This window comes from Sorangiineae bacterium MSr12523, from assembly GCA_037157775.1.
Classification (GTDB): Bacteria; Myxococcota_A; Polyangia; order Polyangiales; family Polyangiaceae; genus Pendulispora; species Pendulispora brunnea.
The window spans coordinates 3459432-3477265 of the sequence record CP089982.1 but is presented as its reverse complement, the minus strand read 5'-3'; the positions used below and the strand labels follow the sequence as shown (position 1 = coordinate 3477265).

Here is a 17834-nt window from a genome sequence, read left to right as displayed (position 1 = left end):
TCAAGCTCCTTCGGCGATCGGCTGCGACTCCCTAGGCTGAGACTGCATGAGGAGCGGCGCCTCTTCCGGTGCTGCGGGCAAAAGCTCCATGGGCTCCTGGCCCAGGTCGAAGTCGAGATCGTGCGTGACGACGATGGCCACGATCTCTTTGCTCAACTCGTCGATGATGTCCCTCATCAGCTTGCTGTTCTGCGGATCGAGGGAGGCCGTGGGTTCGTCGAAGATCCAGATGCCGCGGTTTCGCGTGAGCAGACGCGCGATGCCCAGACGACGAAGCTGCCCGCCCGAGAGATTGCGGCCGCCTTCGAAGATCGGAGCATCGAGCCCGCCCTTCGCCTCGACCTCGTCCCAGAGTCGCGCGCCGCGCAAAGCTTCGATCAGCGTGGCATCGTCGGGGCGCGTGCGTGCGCCGAGCACGAGGTTGTCGCGGAAGGTGCCGGCGATGACCGCGGGATCTTGCGACAGATAGTTCACCAGCATGGGGCTCGGCGGCGTGTGCTTCGATTCGAAGACGTACTCGATGCCGCCCTCGGACGGATCGTTGACGCCCGCGATGAGCGAGGCCAGCGTGCTCTTGCCCGTGCCCGAAGGACCGCGGATGACCAGCGGCTCCCCGCGAAAAATGGTGCGATCGAGCCCGCGAAAGAGCCACGGTCCGGAGGGAAGCTGGTAGCCCACCTTGCGCAGGACGACGGAGGCCGGGATCTTCCCCTCCACCTCGGGATCGATCTTCGTGGCCTCGACCCGCACGCGATCGGTCAGCTGCATGAGGCGCTGCTCGAGTCGGAGCGTGGGGAAGACGCTGGTGGACATGACGCTCACGCCGTACGCGTTCGTGATGACCACCTGGACGGCGATGGCGAGGCGCAAGCCGAGGCCTGCGAGCGGCATGAGCGCGAAGAGGATCTCGGCGAACGTGGCGCCCGGCCTGGAATACGCCGCGTAGCCGAGCGCGCCCGCCGCCGCCATCAGCGGGACGAACAGCATCAGGTACTGCAGCCGCATCATGTTCGCGTAGATCTTCGTCTCGCAATCGCGCACGGAGGCGGCGTTCTTCGAGAGCTGGGCGCGCAGCGATTCGCCGGCGCCGACGGCTTGGATCGCGGCGAGCGTGCGCAGTCCTTCCGTGGCCTCGGCCTGCGCGCGGATGCGCGCTTTCACGGCGTTGCCCGTATCGGTCGACGTGCGGCGCGCGAGGCTGACGTACAGCCCCAACGCGGGAAGCGCGCCCAGAACGGCAGCGGCCATGGTCTTCGCGTCCTGCGCGAAGGTGACGGTGGCCGTGATGAGAATGCCCAAGAGCAGCTGCGCGACGGTGGCAATGGCCGTGATGGCGCGACCCGAGCGGCTGATTTCTTCGTTGAGCACGCCCGCGAGCTCGCCCGAGGGGATGGTGCCCGCATGCACCGCGGGCAGCGCCGTCGCCAAGGAGATGATGCGCGTGCGAAGACGGTACGAGACGAGCTCGCCGTAGCGGTTCGTCAAAAACATGAGCGGCGGATTCAGGGCGCGCTGCACGCCCACGGCACCCACGACGAGGGCCAGCGATGGCACGTAGCGAAACGGGCCCACCTCGGGCATGCCAAGAAGCGCGCCCAGGGTCATCGGCGCGTGGCGCAGGCCCACGAGGGCCGACATGAGCGCAAAGACACCGATACCCTCGATGAACAGGCCCAGCGCGCCGAGAAACACGACGCCAGCGAGCCCCAAGAGCTCGGAATTCGTGAGCACCCGCCGGTCCCCGCGCCGCACCAGCAGCGACAGAACGGTGAACAGCGACGAGAACCGACCCAACGAGCTCGTGGAGCTCATTATTGATTATTCCTCATGCCGAAATGCACGCGTAACTAGTGGAAAGCGCGTGATCTCTATCAGAGAAACCCCTGTTTGCAATCGCTCGAACGAAAGGGCCCCGCGCTGCACCTCACACCAGGCAAGCGCAAACGAAGCATGGTCCCCGCCTCCGACAGCACTTCTCGCCTAGCCCCCCGTCATGTGGTAACCAGAGGCCCGTCGGGGGCCCATGCCCCCGCTTGAGGCTTGAATAGACAGCAATGACCAGCCCCCTGAACAAGTCCAGCGCTCACGAGGCCAACACCGAGGACGCCGTCGCTACACTCTTGAGTTTCCTCAAGACCGTCCGGAAGCAATGGGCGATCATCGTCGCGTGTTTGCTCCTGGGAACCGGCCTTAGCCTCGTCTATTCGAAAACGCTGCCGCGCATTTATCAAGCCCAGACGATGCTGGAGCTCGATCCGAACGCGTTTCGGCCCTTGGGCGAAAAGATGGATTCGGCGATGCCGCTCGGCACGACCGATTTCTGGAACAACCAAGAATATTACGAGACGCAATACCGCATCGTCACGTCGTCGCGCGTGCTCGAGCGGACCGTGCGGGACATCGCTCTACAGAACGATTACGCGTTCTTTGGCCTGAAGTCTCCGCCGGCGCGCCCCATGACAGTGGAGGAGACGGCGGCGGTGCTCCGCGGCAAGATCTCGGTCGATCCCGTCAAAAATAGCCGATTGGTCTTCATCAAGGTCGAGGACGTCGATCCGAAACGCGCGAAGCGTCTCTGCGACGCCGTCGCCAACGCCTACATCGATCAGAACCTCGAGAAGGCGGTCAGTGCGACCAGCGACTCGATCACGTGGTTGGGCGGTCAAGTCGATCAGGTGAAGAAGGACCTGGAGACGAACGAGAATTCACTCCACGAGTTCAAGCGCAGCAACGATCTGCCGAGCACGTCGATCAACGAGTCGTCGAACATGATTCGTCTCGAGATGCAGGATCTCGCGACGGCGCTGATTCGCACGCGGACGCGCAAGCAAGAGCTCATGGCGCGCTACGGGGAGCTCGCGAAAATCGGCACGGACAATCCGGACAGCCTTCCCGCCTCCGAACTTCTCTCCAACGGGTACTTGACCGATCTTCGCCGCACGTACGTCGATGCGGCGCGCACGCGCAAGACGCTGCTCGCGGAGGGCAAGGGTGAAAATCACCCACTGGTGAAGTCGATCGACCAGAAGATCGCGGAGAGCAAAACGGCCCTGCTCGCGGAGATCAAGAACATCCAGGGCGCCGTGGAGCGAGATCTCGCGGTCATTACGCGTGAGGAAGCCGGCGAGGCCGCGCTCTACGATGCCGCGCACAAGCGCGCGGTGGATCTCAACATGAAGGAGATCGAGTACCACCGGCTCGATCGGTCGCGCGATCAGAACGAGAAGCTTTACAACATGCTTCTCGAGCACATGAAGGATGCGGACTTGGCCCGCATGATGAAGGCCAACAACATCCACCTGGTGGAGGCCGCCGTCGAGCCGACGTCGCCCATCCGGCCGCGCATGCTGGTGAACGTCGCCGTCGGTGGCGTGGTGGGTCTGCTGATCGGGCTCGGACTCGGATGGCTGCGCAGCAATCTGGACAACAGCATCAAGACGCCGGAGCAGCTGGAGCAGGATCTGGGCATCACCTTCGTGGGCATGCTTCCCGCCGTGGAAGGTCCGCACGCCGAGGGTGGGAAGAAGCGCAAGGTGGTGCGGCCAGGCCTGGGAGGCCCCAACAAAGTCGCCGAGTTGGTCGTGCACGACAATCCGCGCAGCGGCATCGCCGAGGCGGCACGCAGCATCCGCACGAACCTCATGTTCACCAACCCGGACAAGCCGCATCGCAAGATCCTGGTGACGAGCGCCGCCCCGGCGGAAGGAAAGACCACGGTCGCCTGCAGCATCGCCATCTCGCTCGCTCAGACGGGGCAGCGCGTGTGCATCATCGACTGCGACCTGCGCCGTCCCCGTCTCCATCGCATCTTCGATCGCGCGGGCGACCATGGTGTCACCAACGTGCTCGTGGGCGAGGCGACGATCGACGAGGTGGCGCGCCCCACCCGCGTGAACAACCTCTGGTGCATTCCTGCGGGTCCCATCCCGCCGAACCCGGCGGATCTGTTCCACTCGGAGCGTTTCCGTAAGTTCCTGGAGGAGCTCGGGGAGACCTTCGACCGCATCGTCATCGACAGCCCGCCGCTCGTCGCGGTCACCGACTCGGCCATCATTTCGACCTTGGTCGATGGCACGGTGTTCGTGCTTCGCGCCTTCTACACCACGCGCGCGCTGGGCCGTCAGGGTCTGCGCACCTTGGCGGACGTCGACGCGCCGGTCATCGGAGCGGTGCTCAACGACGTCGACCTGACGCGGCACGAGTACTCGTACTACCACTATTACTATTACAAGCGCGAAGGCTACGGCTCGACCAACGAGAACGCCGTGCCGCCCGGCGACGACAACCGCGACGCAGCGTCGGTGTAGACGAGCGCCGCGAACGACGAAAAAAAGCCCGGCCAAAGAGCCGGGCTTTTTTCATTTGAAGGGTTGCGACTACTGCTCGAGAAACGTGCGCAGCCGCTGGCGAAGGACGCCGTAATCGAATTGGGCGAGCGCGAGATCGCGGTTGTGACGGCGGATGCCGTCGAGATCGCGCGTGGAGAACTCGAGGATCTTCGTGGCGAGGCGCGCGGGGTAGCTCGCGTCGCGTTTGCCCGAGTAGGGCAAGGTTTGCCCGGTCTCGCGGAGCAAGCGATGGGCCTCGCCCACGTCCGAGCAGAGGAGCGGTAGGCCGCACGCGAGGTACTCGGGCAGCTTCGCCGTGGTTCGGCCCCAGCCAACGGGATCGTCGGTCTGCGTGCTGAGCCCCAGGTCGAACACGTTCATCCAGAGAGGCACCTGCTCGTGCGGAACGCGCCCCACGAGCTTGACCCGATCCAGGACGCCCCACTTGCGGCAGGCCTCCTCGAGCACGGGCTTGCCGGCACCGTCCCCCACCACGACCCCAACGATGGGAGCCTCGGGCCGCTCGCGCGCGATGTGCGAGAGCGCCTCGGCGAGTTCCCAGCCGTAGTAGAGGTCCAGCCGCGGGTTGTGGTGGATGTTTCCCACGATGCCCACGACGAACTTGCCCTCGAGGCCGTGCGTGCGCCGCAACTCCGCGATGCGCGGATCGTCGCGCATCGGGCGAAAATGCGCGGTATCCGCGCCGTCGGGCAACCACATCACGCGCGGCAGCTTCCTCGCGGTGATCTCGCGAAAGTGGTCGATCAGGTACGTGCCACGGAAGACGAGCGCGTCCGCCTCCGAGGGCAGGAGGCGATCGACCTGGTGCGCGAACTCGACCTCGAACCGGTTGCGCGCTTGCGGCTCCAAGAGCGGCTTCATCGGATCGCCAATCTCGTAGACGAGTCGCATCTTCCGATCGAGCCGGCGGCGCACGCCCGCGAGCAGCGCCGAGGGAAAGCCCAAATCGATGCAGTAGACCCAGGGCGCGACACTGGACGTGCTCGCGCGCAGGGCGGACCACGTGGGGGCAATCGAACCGAAGCGCCCCCGCTCTTTGTAGACGACCGAAACGTCGTCCCCGAAGAGCGCACGGGCACGCGGCCCCTGCACCGAGTTGTGCTGCCCATTGATCAAGACCGCGGAGACGAGATCACGCACGGTGCGTCCCCTTTTTTGCCCAGGCCACGGCGGTCGCCACGATGCTGTCGAGATCGTGCTCGAAGCGATGCCCGAGCGCGTGAGCACGCGCCGGATCGGCCACGAGGATCGGAGGATCGCCGGGCGACGGCTCGCCATAGATCACCGGGACCGGCTTTCCCGTGGCTCGCTCGACCGAGGCGATGACCTCGCGAATGCTGGTCCCCTTGCCCGTTCCCAAGTTCACCGACTCACTCGCCCCGCCCGCAGCCAAATGCGTGACCGCGCGCACGTGCGCCGTGGCCAGATCGGCCACGTGGATGTAGTCACGCACGGCCGTTCCGTCCGGCGTGGGGAACGTCGTGCCGAAGACACGAACGGGCTCCCGCTGCCCAAGGGCGGCGGCCACCAGCAGCGGAATCAGGTGCGTTTCCGGCTCGTGGTTCTCGCCGAGCTCTCCATCGGGATCGGCGCCGGCGGCATTGAAATAGCGAAGGGCCATCCAGGACAGCTTTTCGAGCTTTCCGTACCAGCGCAGCACGTCTTCGATCATCAGCTTGGACTGGCCGTACGGATTGATCGGCTTCGTGGGCGTCGTCTCCACGATGGGCAGCGACGGCGGAATGCCGTACACCGCGCACGTCGACGAAAAGACGATGGTCTTCACCCCTTCCTCGAGCAGCGCATCGAGGAAATGAACCGTGTTGGCCACGTTGTTGCGGAAGTACTTGCGCGGATTTTCGAGCGACTCGCGCACGTAAGCATTCGCCGCAAAATGCAGGACCGCATCGATGCGGTGTTCGCGCACGGCGCGCGTCACGCAGGCGGCATCTTGGATGCTGCCGCGAACGAAGGGACCGAACCGCACCGCCTCTTCGTGCCCCGTGCTGAGATCGTCGAGCACCACCGGCAGATGCCCTGCCGCCTTGAGTGCCTTTGCGGTGTGGCTGCCGATGTAGCCGGCTCCACCCGCTACCAAAACGCGTAACGTCATCCTTCGCTCCCGGTTAGAGCTTTTCGCCGGCGATCCACGTACCACCCACGAGGATCCACGATCCCGGCGGCCGGTCGTAGGCGCCGACCTGCGTGACCTTGCAGCCGAAATCCGGCAAACGCCGCTTCAAATCGATGGGGTTGCACAAGTAAGTCGCGTCGTTGTCGCCATGAAATGGCGGGACGACGTCGGGCTCGCGCATCGTGAAAGAGGGATGCGGCTCGATCAGTTTGCGACCGATGAGTGCCCAGTTCCGCACCATCAAACCGAGCACCTCGGGCAAGGTGTTGCCGAGGGGATGGCGCGGCATCCCCGGCTTGCGCACGAAAATGGTGGAACGCGGCCGGTTCTGCCACACCCAACGGGTCGCCGCGTAGACGGAGGCCAGAGGGCTGAGCAGATTGGGCCCGACGACGATGAGTTGGCCGCGCGGACGCAGCACGCGCACCATCTCCCGCAAGCCGCGCTCGGGATCGGGCAGGTGCTCGACGGTCTGGTTCGTGACGACGACATCGAAGCTCGCGTCGGGGAACGGCAAATCGAGCGCCGATCCCTGACGGAACACGAGGCGCTCGTGCGGCGTGGGCACGTGCCCCTCGGCGTGCAGATCGATCCCCGTCACGTCGAAGCCGGCCTCGGACAGGAGCCAGGAAACCCATCCGTCGCCGCACCCCACCTCGAGCAACGAGCCCCGTGCATTGCCGCAGGTTCGCTTCACGAAATCGAGGAGCGGGCCATGCCGATCAGCCGCCTGCTTCGCGTCCGCCAGCTGCGGGCGCACGGCATCGCCGGTGCGGTACAAATCTTGGAGAGATGTTTCCTGGGGAGATGTTTCTTGGGGGGATGTTTCCTGGACGGATGCTTCGGATGTCATGGAATCACCGTGCGAGCGCCACGAGGAAGAACCGATCCTCGACGACGGAGCTGGTCCGATCGAAGGGACGGAAGGCTTTGTCCTCTTCCTGGCGCATGAGCAACTCGTAGTCGGACGTGGGGAAGAACGAGAGAAGCTCGTCGAGCGATCCGAATTTCTCCAGGCCCGCGCCAACGTGCACTTCGATGAAGCAGTCCGGCTTGCGGGCGAGCGCTTCCTTCGCGCCGCGCAAGGCTTGGCACTCGAAGCCCTCGATGTCGATGAAGAGAACATCGGGGTTGCCGTAGCGGCGCGCGAGCTCGTCGACCGGGACGGCCTCGACCTCCTCACGCCCCCACTGGCCGCTGCCGTCGTCGACTTGGCCATTGAGGCCGGGGCCCATGACGAGCTTGCCCGGTTTGTCCGAGACCGCGGCGTACACCACGGTGAGCTGGCGGACGCCGTTCAACTCGCGGTTCTTGTTGGCCACCGCCACGTTGTGCTTCGTCGCCTCCACCGCGATGACGGAGCCCTTCTCGCCGACCTCGTGCGCGAGCATCATCGCCACGACGGCCTGGTGCGCTCCGAGGTCGAAGACGCGCGCGCCGGGGCGGAGTTTGTGCCGTGAAAGGAGCTCGATTTCGGGCAGCAGTTCCCAATCGTGGTCGTACCAGCCGGTGCCCATGCCGTCCGCGAGCTGCACGCGCAGGTCGACGCGGCCATAGCGATGGCGCACCACGCGGGGGCGAAAGAGCAGCACATGAAGCTGCCGCCGCAGGCTACGAAGTCTGCCCCACACGGGCGTCGGTAGGACGCTACGCGCTGCCGAGATGACGCGCCGTTCGAGATTCATGACCATAACCCTCGTATCAACATATCAACTGGAAAAAGTCCGCGTGTTCGTGAACTCGGCCACCCCCGAATCGCGGGAGTCGACGAGGTCGAACTCGAGAACGAAGCCTGCCTTTCGGAGGCGGTCGAACAGGACGTCGCGGGAAGCGCACGGGTGGTACTCGAGGGCAAGCCGCCGGATGCGCCGCAGATCCTCGTCGGATGCCGAGTGCAATACGTCGTGCTCGCCGCCCTCGATGTCCATCTTGAACAAATCGACGCTGGTCAGAGACTCCCGCTCGAAGAATGTACGAAGGGAGATGGCTTCGACCTTCAGTCCACCATTCGCGACCTCGCGTCCGAATAGACCGCGCGATTGGCTCAGGTGCGATTCCGTATCCATCTGGCGCGATTCATCGCGGCCGGAAAGAGCCCAGGATCGGCTGGCCACCCGCGACCCGAGGCCGTTGACCTGGATGTGGTAATCGAGCCTCGTTCGCGTCTCGGGGAACGGCTCGAGGGCGACGATGCGTGCGTCGGGGGCGAGGCGGGCCGCGTAGAGCGAGAAAGCTCCAATGTTGGCGCCTGCGTCGACGATCACGCGGTCGGAAGCTTTCACGCGGTACTCACCGCGAAAGAAGATGATCCACGCGGTCACGAGATCGCCCCCATCGTGAATGATGAGCGAGTCTCCGTTGCGGGTCCGAAATACGAAGGGATAGCGAGGGGCACGCAGGCCGAGGTAGCCGGGGATCAGCGACGCCCAGGACGAACTGCCTGCCACACAGCGAGCCACCTCGGGGGCGCGCGACAAGTTCCGCGGGATGTCCCGAAGACGAGACCAAGCAACCATGACCTAAGTTCCTTCCTTCCAGGTGGAAACGCTATGATCACGCCGAGCAATCGCCGCGAGCACGTTGCCAAGGCGCGACATCTGCTGCTTGACGTCCGAGACATCACGGGCTCGCGCCGGCCCGCGCGCACCCAGCGCACGCCGCGCCTCGGGATCATCGATCAATTTCGACAGCGCCGAGGCAAGCTCCTCGTCGCGCGGTGGAACCAATACGCCGCACTCCGAATCGACGATTTCGGTGGCCGCGCCCATCGAGGTCGTGACGACGGGCAGGCCATGGCCCAAGGCTTCGATGAACACGATGCCGAAGGGCTCTGGGCCTAGATTCGGCTGGCAGAAAATGTCGGCGGCGTTCATGAGGGCCGGAACGTCGGAGCGTTGTCCGAGCCACCGAATGCGCGGGGCAACCCCCAAGCGTTCGCCCAGTGCACGCAGTTCGTCGAAATATGCCTGCTCGTGCTCGCGCTGGACGCCGCCCACGATCCACGCGGTCCACGGCGCCTTGGGGCGCATTTTTCCGAGGGCCTGCACCAAGAGCGAGTGCCCCTTCCAGCGCTCCAGACGACTCACCTGCAGGACGACGACGGAGTCCTCGTCCGTGGCGAGCTCTTTTCGAAGAGCGCGCCGCACGGCATCGCGCTCGGCCAACGAGACCGGTGGCGCGGGAGATCGCACGGGGCAGTGCACCACCGCGGGTGATTGGCCGGGAAACAAATGGGCCGCCGACTTCGCGGTGAAATAACTGTTCGAGACGATGGCATCGGGGACCTTGCGCTTGGCCCAGCGTTCGACCCAGTGCGTTCCCTTGGCGATGTCGTGCTGGAAGAACACGAATGGCATCGAGGCGGAGCGAAGCGTGGACCCGAAAACACCGAGGGGCCAGGGCGAGTGGCACACCGCAACATCGTAGTGCTCGGTTTTCAGGACCTTACGCAGAGCCCGGCGCGCGCGCAGCAGGGTCCACGGGTAGCGAACACGCACCGCTGGAAGCATGTGCAGCGTCACACCGGACGCCCTCAACTCACGCGAAAGGCGACCTTCCGCGGTTAGAGCGAAGGCAGGATCCATCCCGGGGTTGGTTGCGCGCTCCTCCGCAAGCGTTCGAAGCAGCGTTTCAACTCCGCCGTATAAATTTCCGGCGTAAAGATGCAGGACACGAAGCGAGCTGCGTGCCTCTTCTTGTGTGGGGGGAGGCGCCACCTGCATGTTGACGCGGCGAACCATGGCAGAGACATGCGCCCGCCGTCAACACGGGCTCCCCCGTCCGTTTTACGGCTTTCCTTGCGTCGGCGCCGATGGCTTGCGGCGAGCCAATCGCGCTTTGAAGTCATCGAAGGTCTTCCGAATGCCATCCTCGAGGCGCACCTTGGGCTCGAAGCCGAGGTACTTCTTCGCCTTGGAGATGTCCGGGCAGCGTTTCTTCGGATCGTCGGCGGGAAGCGGCTGACGGATGAGATCGACCTTCTGCCCGGAGACGCGCATGACGACCTGTGCGAGGTCCGCCACCGTGCATTCGGTGGGGTTGCCCAGGTTGATGGGCGGGTCGAATTCGTCGACGGTGGCCGCGCGGAAAAGGCCTTCGACCAAGTCGGAGACGAAGCAAAACGAGCGCGTTTGCTGACCATCGCCGTAGAGCGTGATGGGCTTGTTCTCGAGGACCTGCGTCAGAAAATTCGAAACGACGCGGCCGTCGTTGAAGGCCATGCGCGGCCCGTACGTGTTGAAGATGCGCACGATGCGAACATCGGCCCCTTGCGTGCGGCGCTCGTCCATCAAAATGGTCTCGGCGACGCGCTTTCCTTCGTCGTAGCAGGCGCGCTCGCCGGCGCAGTTGACGTTGCCCCAATACTCTTCGCGCTGCGGGTGCATCAACGGATCGCCGTACACTTCGGACGTGCTCGCGTGAACGACGCGGCAGCGACGGCGCCGCGCATGTTCGACGAGGCGAATGGCACCGAGCGCACTGGTGGTGACCGTGGCGTACGGGTCGGCCTGGTAGTGCACCGGCGATGCGGGGCAGGCCATGTTGAAGATGATCTCGGCGTAGACGGGGAGCGGCTCGCGCACGTCACCAATCTGCAAATGGAAGTGCGGCTCGCGCCGAGCGTTGTCCAAATTCGTCAGGTCGCCGGTCATGAGATTGTCGAGCCCCACGACTTCGTATCCTTCGGCGAGCAATCGATCGACGAGGTGCGATCCAATGAAACCCGCAGCTCCGGTTACCAACACGGTTTGACGAACAGAACCAAGACCCACGGAAGACCTCCTTCGAACGCAAGCAGCCAATTCTTTGAAACACAGATCCTACGCCATCGCACGAAAAAATGGCGGTTCGCGAAGGCGTCGCAACGGTGTGCCACCCATTTTCGGATCACGACCGGTTCGCAAATGAGAGCTTCTCTGGTAAGCACCGCGAGTCACGATCGCTCCTCGAGCTTGCTCATGCGCACCTACGCAATCGTCGCCGGTGACTTCGTAAAGACGGGAGGGATGGATCGAGCGAATTACGCGCTCGCGAGCTATCTCGCACGGCAAGGCCGAAGCGTAACGCTCATTGGTTTTCGCGCTGATTCGGAATTGACGTCGAATCGAAATGTGGAGTTTCGCGCCGTCGTAAAGCCGAAAAACTCCTACACGTTGGCAGGGCCTTTTCTTGCTTCGTCGGGAATTCTCGAGTTTGCAAAACGCGCGCGACATCGAACGACGTTCGTGGTCAATGGTGGAAACTGCAGCCTCCCGGCGGTGAATTGGGTGCACTACGTCCACGCGGCATTCACACCGCGTTTGGCGGTCGGTACATTTCGCCGCGCCTTCGCCGGGATTGACGCAGCAACGAGCCGCACCACCGAGCGGGTGGCGCTTCGCATGGCCACGCACGTGATCGCGAACTCCGAGCGAACGAAGCGCGATTTGGTCGAGCTCGTCGGTGTCCGCGAGGAGCGCGTGCGCGTGATTTACCTGGGCACCGATCCCGCGCAGTTTCGTTCGGCGAACGACGAAGAGCGGCGCAAGGTGCGCGAGGAGCTCGGATGGCACCCGGACCTCCCGTACGTCGCCTTCATTGGCGCCCTCCACGACCGACGCAAAGGCTTCGACGTGGTCTTCGATGCGTGGCGCGCGCTCGCACGCTCGAGCTGGGACGCGCGGCTCGTGGTCATCGGCGCCGGCTCCGAGCTACCCGCGTGGAAAGCCCGCGCGCAGGCGCAGGGCCTGGGCGATCAGCTCCTCTTTTTGGGCTTTCGGAACGACGTGCCGCGCGTCCTCTCGGCGTGCGACGCGCTGGTGGCGCCCACGCGTTACGAGCCGTACGGCCTCGCGGTTCACGAGGCGCTCTGCTGCGAGCTGCCGGCCATCGTCACACGTGCCAGCGGCGTTGCGGAGCGGTATCCGGAGTCGCTGTCGTCGCTGCTCCTGGAGGATCCGGACAGCGCCGACGAGCTCGCGCGTGCACTGCGCAGGTGGCGTGACGACATGCCGAACCTGCGGGCGCGCGTTCGAAGCGAGCTCGCACCAGTGCTGCGCGGTCGAACGTGGGACGACATGGCACGCGACATGGTCGCGTTCATGGACGAAGCCTAAGTCGTCGCGGCGGGTGCCAGTTCGGCAGTAGCGGCTTCGGCGGCCGCGCGATCGGCGCGTGTTGCGGCCACGAAGAGCATGCAATTGAGCATCCAGAATTCGAGGCCCGGTGTTCCCATGAACAGCGGGGCGTTGAACGTCACGGCCAGGGCCCCGATGTTGTAGCCCAGCATGACGCCGCCCCATATCCACATGTCGCTCACGCCTCCGCCGAGACGGCCGATGGCCACTTTGAAGGCCGTCCAAAGGCTCACGACCAGGGCGGCCGGATAGGCGATGAGCAGGGCAATGCCGCCGTCGAGAAGCCAGCCTGTCCACTGAATCTCGACCCAGATCGGTGGGGCTTCCCTGGAAAAATCACCGAAGTAAACACCCATCATTCCCCAGCGCGCGAGGCCTGCCCCGAACGGATACTCCGGAAGGAGATCTTCGAGCGTGTGCTCCAGAAAGTGCCCGCGGTTCGCATAGTAGACGTCGCCCGCGCTTCTCTCGGTGAGCGTCGAGACGCGATCGCGCACGCTGTCGCCGCCGACGTCGACGGCGAAGATCCAGGCGATGCCGAAGATCGCGACGATCATGCCCGCAAAGAGCACGAATTTGCCGGGCTTGCCCCGCAAGCCCAGTGCCGCGGCGCTGGCGAGCATGCAAATGAGGCTCATGACCAACAGCGAGCGGACGTGGCTCAAGTAAATCGAGAACACGCCCATGGTCATGCCGGTCAGCACGATGGATCGACCCCACCAGCGCGTTTTTCCGAGGAGCAGGCCGCTGCCGACGACGCACGTGTAAAATCCGGCCATGGCCGCTCCGCCGGCCGTGTCGCTCAACCCCATCGGCCGCAAGATGCGTTCGCCGCTGGCGAGCGTGATCTTCAGACCTTCGCGCATGGCGTTCTGGGTCGCGTCGTGCGAATCGACCTGGAACTGGGCCGGGAAATAAACCTGGAGCACGCCCACGGCGGAGCTCAAGGCATAGAACGCCCAGAAGACGAGGATGATGCGCTTGAAATCGTCCATGTCGATCTTCAAGCGCGGCACCCAGAAAATGGGAGAGAGCACGGCAAGGTACATCGCCCAGTGCGCGAGTCCACCGAGTGCGCCCGCCGTATTGGGATTCAGCATTTGCACGCCGACGAGCCCGAGCGAGACGAAGGACCACGAACGGGCGGGATGGCGAAGGCCGGCCTTGGGAATCGCGAAGATGCAGAGCAGGCTCGCCATGAAGGCGACGCTGCGGACGATGGCTCGGTAACTGCCGAGGCTTCCCATCAGGGCGACCTGGCAGAGGAATTGGACGATGATGACGGCGAGCAGCCAGTTGCTCGAGGCCCGCGGCTCGGTCCACGCGCGCACCGCCTCCGCCGCCTTGGCCATCCGGCCACGCTGTCGCCCTTGCGCCTGTCCTGCACGATGCGCGGGCAAGCGACGCGGGAAATTCGCAGCCGTGGTCATCGGGTCTTCCTCTGCTTCATGATGCTCCTCGCAACGTTCGGACGGTGCTCTCGATGGAGAAAAGTCGATCGTAGAGGCCGCGCCCCCGCTCTCCCAGGGCACTCGCGCGTGCCCGATCGTTCAAAAGGGAGCAAACCAACTCGGCCATGGGCGGGAACTGCGCGTCGCCATCGAGTGCGCCGAGCCCTACGCTCTGTTCGGTGCGCCAGATCGATTCGGAAAGCTCCCCCTCGTTGGAGACGACCGGAATGCCCAGGGCGAGGCTGGCCATGACGCTGGTGCGGCGGCTGCTGACGCCATCGGGGTACGGTTGCACGGTCATGTCGCACGCGGCCAGGTGCGTGGCCATGTCTTCCTCGGACAATTCGCCGGTGACGATGAGCCGGTCTTTCACGCTGGGGTTCTTCGCGATCCAATTCGCCGCGAAGGAGGGGCCGTTGCGGCCCATCAAGACGGCCTTGCACGTGGCATGGCGCGCGAAAAGCTCCGCGAACACCCGTTCCACGAGCGGCGCGATCAGCCCGCCGTAAGTGCCGAAGTGGCCGACGAGTTCCCACGTGCCTTGCTGCGACAGCGACGCGCGAAGCGCGGCAACCCGATCGGGCGCGGGTGCGAATGCGATGTTCGATGGGATGGGCAGCCACGTCGCAGGCTTCGCACCGGGGACGTGCGCCTTCAGCAGGTCGTTCCATGCCGGGACGGAGACGAACGTCCGATCCGCACGATAGACGAGCGCGGCGGCCATCAATTGGGTCACGGCGGCGAGGATCCCGAGGCGCAATTTCTGGCCTCGTTCGCGCCGGAACAGGACTTCGTGGAACATGACCCACAGGTCCTGGCGCTGCGAGGCAAGCGCCGCGCAGAACGCGAGGTTCATGCCGCGGTAGCCGAACGCTTGCGGCACGTACTGCAGCAAGATGCGGGTGCTTCGGGAAGGTCCCGCACCGCGGCGCGCCTCGGAAAGTCCCTTGGACAGGGTCACCAAGCTGCGCGGGCCGAAGTGATCCGGCAGGGTATGCAGGGTGATGCCCGGCTCGTGCGCAAAGGGAGCGGGGGCCGGCGGCGCCCACACGTGGACGTCGTCGCCGGCGCCGGCGAGGGCACGTGCGATCGATTGCGTGTAATCTGCAACCCCGCCGTGGGCCGGGGGGTACTCGCCCGTCACGATGTGCCACGACTCGAGGCTCACGGGTGGCTGCCTCGCGCAGGCTCGAGCATGGCCTGTCGTTCGTGGGTCACCTTTTGGGCCCAGTCCGGGTTGTCGGGGTGGCGCTTGGCGAGCTCGTTGAATTCGTCGAGTGCCTCCGCGTGAAGCCCGAGGCGCGCCGCCACGTGGGCGCGGGCGGATACGACGTCGTCGCGGCTCGAATAACGTTCGCGCGCGCGGCGGAAGAACATGAGCGCGCGGCGCAGGTTTCCGCGCCCCTCCTCGATGCGCCCGACGTACAGCAGGAGATCGGCGCAGCGGTCGTCGTTGGCACAGCCCGACTTTGCCAGCTTGTCGATGACGCCGGTCATGTCCGCGGAGCGATCGAACTGCTTGGCCAGCCGCAGCGTGGCGTCGAGGCATTGCGACTTGTTGTCGACCAATTCCGAGCGCGCTTCCAGCTGGCGCAGCGCATTGTCGACGTCGCCGGATTCGGCGCGGGCGCGGGCCTCGACCTCGTATCCCTCGCAGAGCGTGGGTTTCAACTGCTGCAGGCGCCGGGCCCCCTCGATGGCCCGCTCGATGCAGTCGGTGCGATTGGACTCGGCGCACCAGGGCGAAACGTCCGCATTGGCGAGATCGGCCAGCAGCGCGTGGGCCCTTCGCCCGATGGCGTCGGCCGCGTCGGACTTGCGGCGCAGGATCTCTTCGTCGAGGACCGCTTGCGTGGCCGGCAGGCGATCGCCAAGGCGAGAGGCCAATGTCTGCAGCACGGAGAGGCCCAGGGCACCGTCCGGAACGAGCTCCAACGCTTCTTCGGGGCCCGTCACCAAGTGGCCCGCTTCGGTGGCGAGCTCGCGCTGCCATTCGGCGGCCTGTTGGATCGCGTAGCGGTACTCGAGGCGCGCCTGCGACGGATACGCGCGGAAGAAGGTGCGCGCGAGGATCAAATGCGCCGGGCCATAGACGGGCGAGACCTCGAGGGCGCGGCTCACCCAGGGGAGCACGGATTCGTCGCCGGCCACCCAGGCGCGCATGCCGCCCGAGAACGGGAGGTACGGCTCCGAGGGATGCCTCGAGATGGCACCCTCGGCGAGCACGCGAAATTCGTCGGGCGGGGCGGGCTTCAAGGACGCATCGTGGAGCTTGGTGCGGTCCGAGTACAGGTCGTCGTTCACGTGCACGAGGACGGGGATGCCCGCGACCACGATGGCGCCTGCCACCGCGTACCCGAGAAGACGCGGGCGCTTGGCCCAAATATCGACGCGGCGGAAGGTGCCGACGCCCGTGCCGCCGACGATCAATCCCGCGCACACGGAAAGGGCGAGGACGACGGCAGGGAACTCGGAGTTGAAGTCGACCAGGTTGTGCAAAAAGCTGGTGACGATGGCGACCCACGCCCCGACCGCGGGACGCGAGCGCGAGAAGAGCACGGACGGCCGCAGTGCCCACGCGATGGCGCCCAGCGCGGCCAGGGTGACGGGCACGCCCCACTCGCTGGCCCATTGGAGAAGCACGTTCTCGGGGTGCGTGTACGTGACGTAGTTGGTGCCGTCGCGGAAAGCGGGGAACGTGCTCTCGAAGGAGCCACGGCCGGCGCCCCAGAAGAAGTGGTGCCAGACCATGCGTGCGGCGTATTCGAAGACGCGCAGCTTGGAGAGATCGCGATCGGAGACCTCGTTCCACGCATCGTCGGACGAGGCGAAGACCCACATGCCCACGCAGGCAACGATCACCGCCACGAGCACCGCGTAGGTAACGCGTTTCACGCTATGGCGATGGCTGCGCGAGGAGACGCGCGTCATCCAGACGAGAAGAGCGGCGCCCGCGACGCATGCGAGGACACCGCCGCGCGAGGCGAGCCAGAACTCGAAGGCCATGAGCACGGCGGCGAAGGCCAAGGAGACGGGTCGCGGAACGGCGGGCCGTGACGAGAGGCCTTCACCGAGCGCGACGAAGAAGCCAATGTTGATGTACGCGGCCAGCGCGTTCGCGTTGAGGATGGTGGCGACGTGGCGCGCGCCAATGAGCGTGGTGGGCCGGTAGATGCCGAAGACGCGCTCGGCCCCGAGCGCCGGGTGCGCGAGCGCCGCAGCACCAACGACGGTGGCGGAGAGCACGAGGATCGCGGAGCAAAAGAGCGCGCCGTGCCGGCTGGCCGAGATGCGCACCACGCTGAGGAACGCGACGAGGTACGTGAGGCCACGGAGCACCTCCACACCGCTGGCCACGGGATCCAAAGTGATGGACGCGAACCGAGGCCCCGGCAGGTGCAAGGGCCAGAACGCGCGCGACCAGACGTCCGCATTGCGCGGCGCCACGAGGTGGAGCAAACCGGCCGGGAGCGGCAGAAGCTGAAACGCGGTGAAGAGCGTGAGGCCGACGCAGGTGGCGACGAGCACGCTCGCGGCGAGGCGCGGGCGCGCCACCGGGGCGTGCATCCAGACGAGCACTCCGGCGAGCCCCACCATCGCGGATGTGATGAGGAGCATCGAGGTGTGAATCGCACCGAGGGCGAGCGCAGGAAACAGCACGGCACCGGCGAGGAGCCAGCGACCTACCCGCAGCGTCCACTCTTCCCTTTTTTTGACGCGATGGCTCCTCGAGCCGGAGCTCGGGGCATGCTCCTGCCAGGCGTGCTCCACACTGCGTTCAGTT

13 protein-coding genes are annotated in these 17834 nt (G+C 65.4%); 2 read left to right on the top strand and 11 right to left on the bottom strand.

Features of this window, described 5'->3' with window-relative positions:
- Nucleotides 1-1812, bottom strand: a complete 1812-nt coding sequence (locus LZC95_14015) for an ABC transporter ATP-binding protein/permease (GenBank protein WXA97944.1) — start codon at nt 1810-1812, stop codon at nt 1-3.
- A 242-nt stretch (nt 1813-2054) separates the two neighbouring features.
- On the opposite strand from LZC95_14015, the gene LZC95_14010 reads away from it, so the two are divergent.
- A complete protein-coding gene (locus tag LZC95_14010) occupies nt 2055-4307 on the top strand; it encodes a polysaccharide biosynthesis tyrosine autokinase (protein ID WXA97943.1) in 2253 nt (750 codons plus the stop codon).
- Nucleotides 4308-4376: 69 nt separating this feature from the next.
- On the opposite strand, the gene LZC95_14005 is transcribed toward LZC95_14010, so the two are convergent.
- The 7 genes from LZC95_14005 to LZC95_13975 all read right to left on the bottom strand — a co-directional run bounded on the left by LZC95_14005 (nt 4377) and on the right by LZC95_13975 (nt 11255).
- A complete protein-coding gene (locus tag LZC95_14005; protein ID WXA97942.1) occupies nt 4377-5489 on the bottom strand; it encodes a glycosyltransferase in 1113 nt (370 codons plus the stop codon).
- The gene (galE, locus tag LZC95_14000; protein ID WXA97941.1) at nt 5482-6462 is read right to left on the bottom strand and encodes a UDP-glucose 4-epimerase GalE; all 981 of its coding nucleotides are present in this window, start codon (nt 6460-6462) and stop codon (nt 5482-5484) included. Before galE ends, LZC95_14005 begins: the two co-directional genes overlap by 8 nt.
- Before the next feature lie 13 nt (nt 6463-6475).
- Nucleotides 6476-7336 carry a class I SAM-dependent methyltransferase gene (locus LZC95_13995; protein ID WXA97940.1) on the bottom strand — a complete coding sequence of 287 codons (861 nt, stop codon included), beginning with the start codon at nt 7334-7336 and terminating at the stop codon, nt 6476-6478.
- A 4-nt stretch (nt 7337-7340) separates the two neighbouring features.
- Nucleotides 7341-8168: an FkbM family methyltransferase gene (locus tag LZC95_13990; protein ID WXA97939.1), complete on the bottom strand. Its 828-nt coding sequence runs from the start codon at nt 8166-8168 to the stop codon at nt 7341-7343.
- 24 nt (nt 8169-8192) lie between these two features.
- Nucleotides 8193-8999: an FkbM family methyltransferase gene (locus LZC95_13985; GenBank protein ID WXA97938.1), complete on the bottom strand. Its 807-nt coding sequence runs from the start codon at nt 8997-8999 to the stop codon at nt 8193-8195.
- 3 nt (nt 9000-9002) lie between these two features.
- Complete coding sequence (locus LZC95_13980; protein WXA97937.1) at nt 9003-10067, bottom strand: glycosyltransferase family 4 protein; 1065 nt, start codon at nt 10065-10067, stop codon at nt 9003-9005.
- A gap of 201 nt (nt 10068-10268) precedes the next feature.
- Complete coding sequence (locus LZC95_13975; GenBank protein WXA97936.1) at nt 10269-11255, bottom strand: SDR family oxidoreductase; 987 nt, start codon at nt 11253-11255, stop codon at nt 10269-10271.
- A 186-nt stretch (nt 11256-11441) separates the two neighbouring features.
- On the opposite strand from LZC95_13975, the gene LZC95_13970 reads away from it, so the two are divergent.
- Nucleotides 11442-12578, top strand: coding sequence for a glycosyltransferase family 4 protein (locus LZC95_13970; GenBank protein ID WXA97935.1), 1137 nt, complete (start codon nt 11442-11444; stop codon nt 12576-12578).
- Here LZC95_13970 and LZC95_13965 read toward each other — a convergent pair.
- Genes LZC95_13965 through LZC95_13955 form a run of 3 tightly spaced genes read right to left on the bottom strand, consistent with a single transcriptional unit; the run spans nt 12575 to nt 17821 of the window.
- The gene (locus LZC95_13965; GenBank protein ID WXA97934.1) at nt 12575-14029 is read right to left on the bottom strand and encodes a hypothetical protein; all 1455 of its coding nucleotides are present in this window, start codon (nt 14027-14029) and stop codon (nt 12575-12577) included. The two genes, LZC95_13970 and LZC95_13965, sit on opposite strands and share 4 nt — an antisense overlap.
- A 16-nt stretch (nt 14030-14045) precedes the next feature.
- A complete protein-coding gene (locus LZC95_13960; GenBank protein ID WXA97933.1) occupies nt 14046-15218 on the bottom strand; it encodes a glycosyltransferase family 4 protein in 1173 nt (390 codons plus the stop codon).
- The gene (locus LZC95_13955; protein WXA97932.1) at nt 15215-17821 is read right to left on the bottom strand and encodes an O-antigen ligase family protein; all 2607 of its coding nucleotides are present in this window, start codon (nt 17819-17821) and stop codon (nt 15215-15217) included. Before LZC95_13955 ends, LZC95_13960 begins: the two co-directional genes overlap by 4 nt.
- Nucleotides 17822-17834 lie beyond the last annotated feature (13 nt).

What these genes read in the sequence shown, in the direction of transcription:
- LZC95_14010 (WXA97943.1), top strand. Translation starts at nt 2,055, where the DNA reads ATGACCAGCCCCCTGAACAAGTCCAGCGCTCACGAGGCCAACACCGAG.
- galE (WXA97941.1), bottom strand. Translation starts at nt 6,462, where the DNA reads ATGACGTTACGCGTTTTGGTAGCGGGTGGAGCCGGCTACATCGGCAGC.
- LZC95_13995 (WXA97940.1), bottom strand. Translation starts at nt 7,336, where the DNA reads ATGACATCCGAAGCATCCGTCCAGGAAACATCCCCCCAAGAAACATCT.
- LZC95_13965 (WXA97934.1), bottom strand. Translation starts at nt 14,029, where the DNA reads ATGACCACGGCTGCGAATTTCCCGCGTCGCTTGCCCGCGCATCGTGCA.
- LZC95_14015 (WXA97944.1), bottom strand. Translation starts at nt 1,812, where the DNA reads ATGAGCTCCACGAGCTCGTTGGGTCGGTTCTCGTCGCTGTTCACCGTT.
- LZC95_13970 (WXA97935.1), top strand. Translation starts at nt 11,442, where the DNA reads ATGCGCACCTACGCAATCGTCGCCGGTGACTTCGTAAAGACGGGAGGG.
- LZC95_13985 (WXA97938.1), bottom strand. Translation starts at nt 8,999, where the DNA reads ATGGTTGCTTGGTCTCGTCTTCGGGACATCCCGCGGAACTTGTCGCGC.
- LZC95_13990 (WXA97939.1), bottom strand. Translation starts at nt 8,168, where the DNA reads ATGAATCTCGAACGGCGCGTCATCTCGGCAGCGCGTAGCGTCCTACCG.
- LZC95_13980 (WXA97937.1), bottom strand. Translation starts at nt 10,067, where the DNA reads ATGGATCCTGCCTTCGCTCTAACCGCGGAAGGTCGCCTTTCGCGTGAG.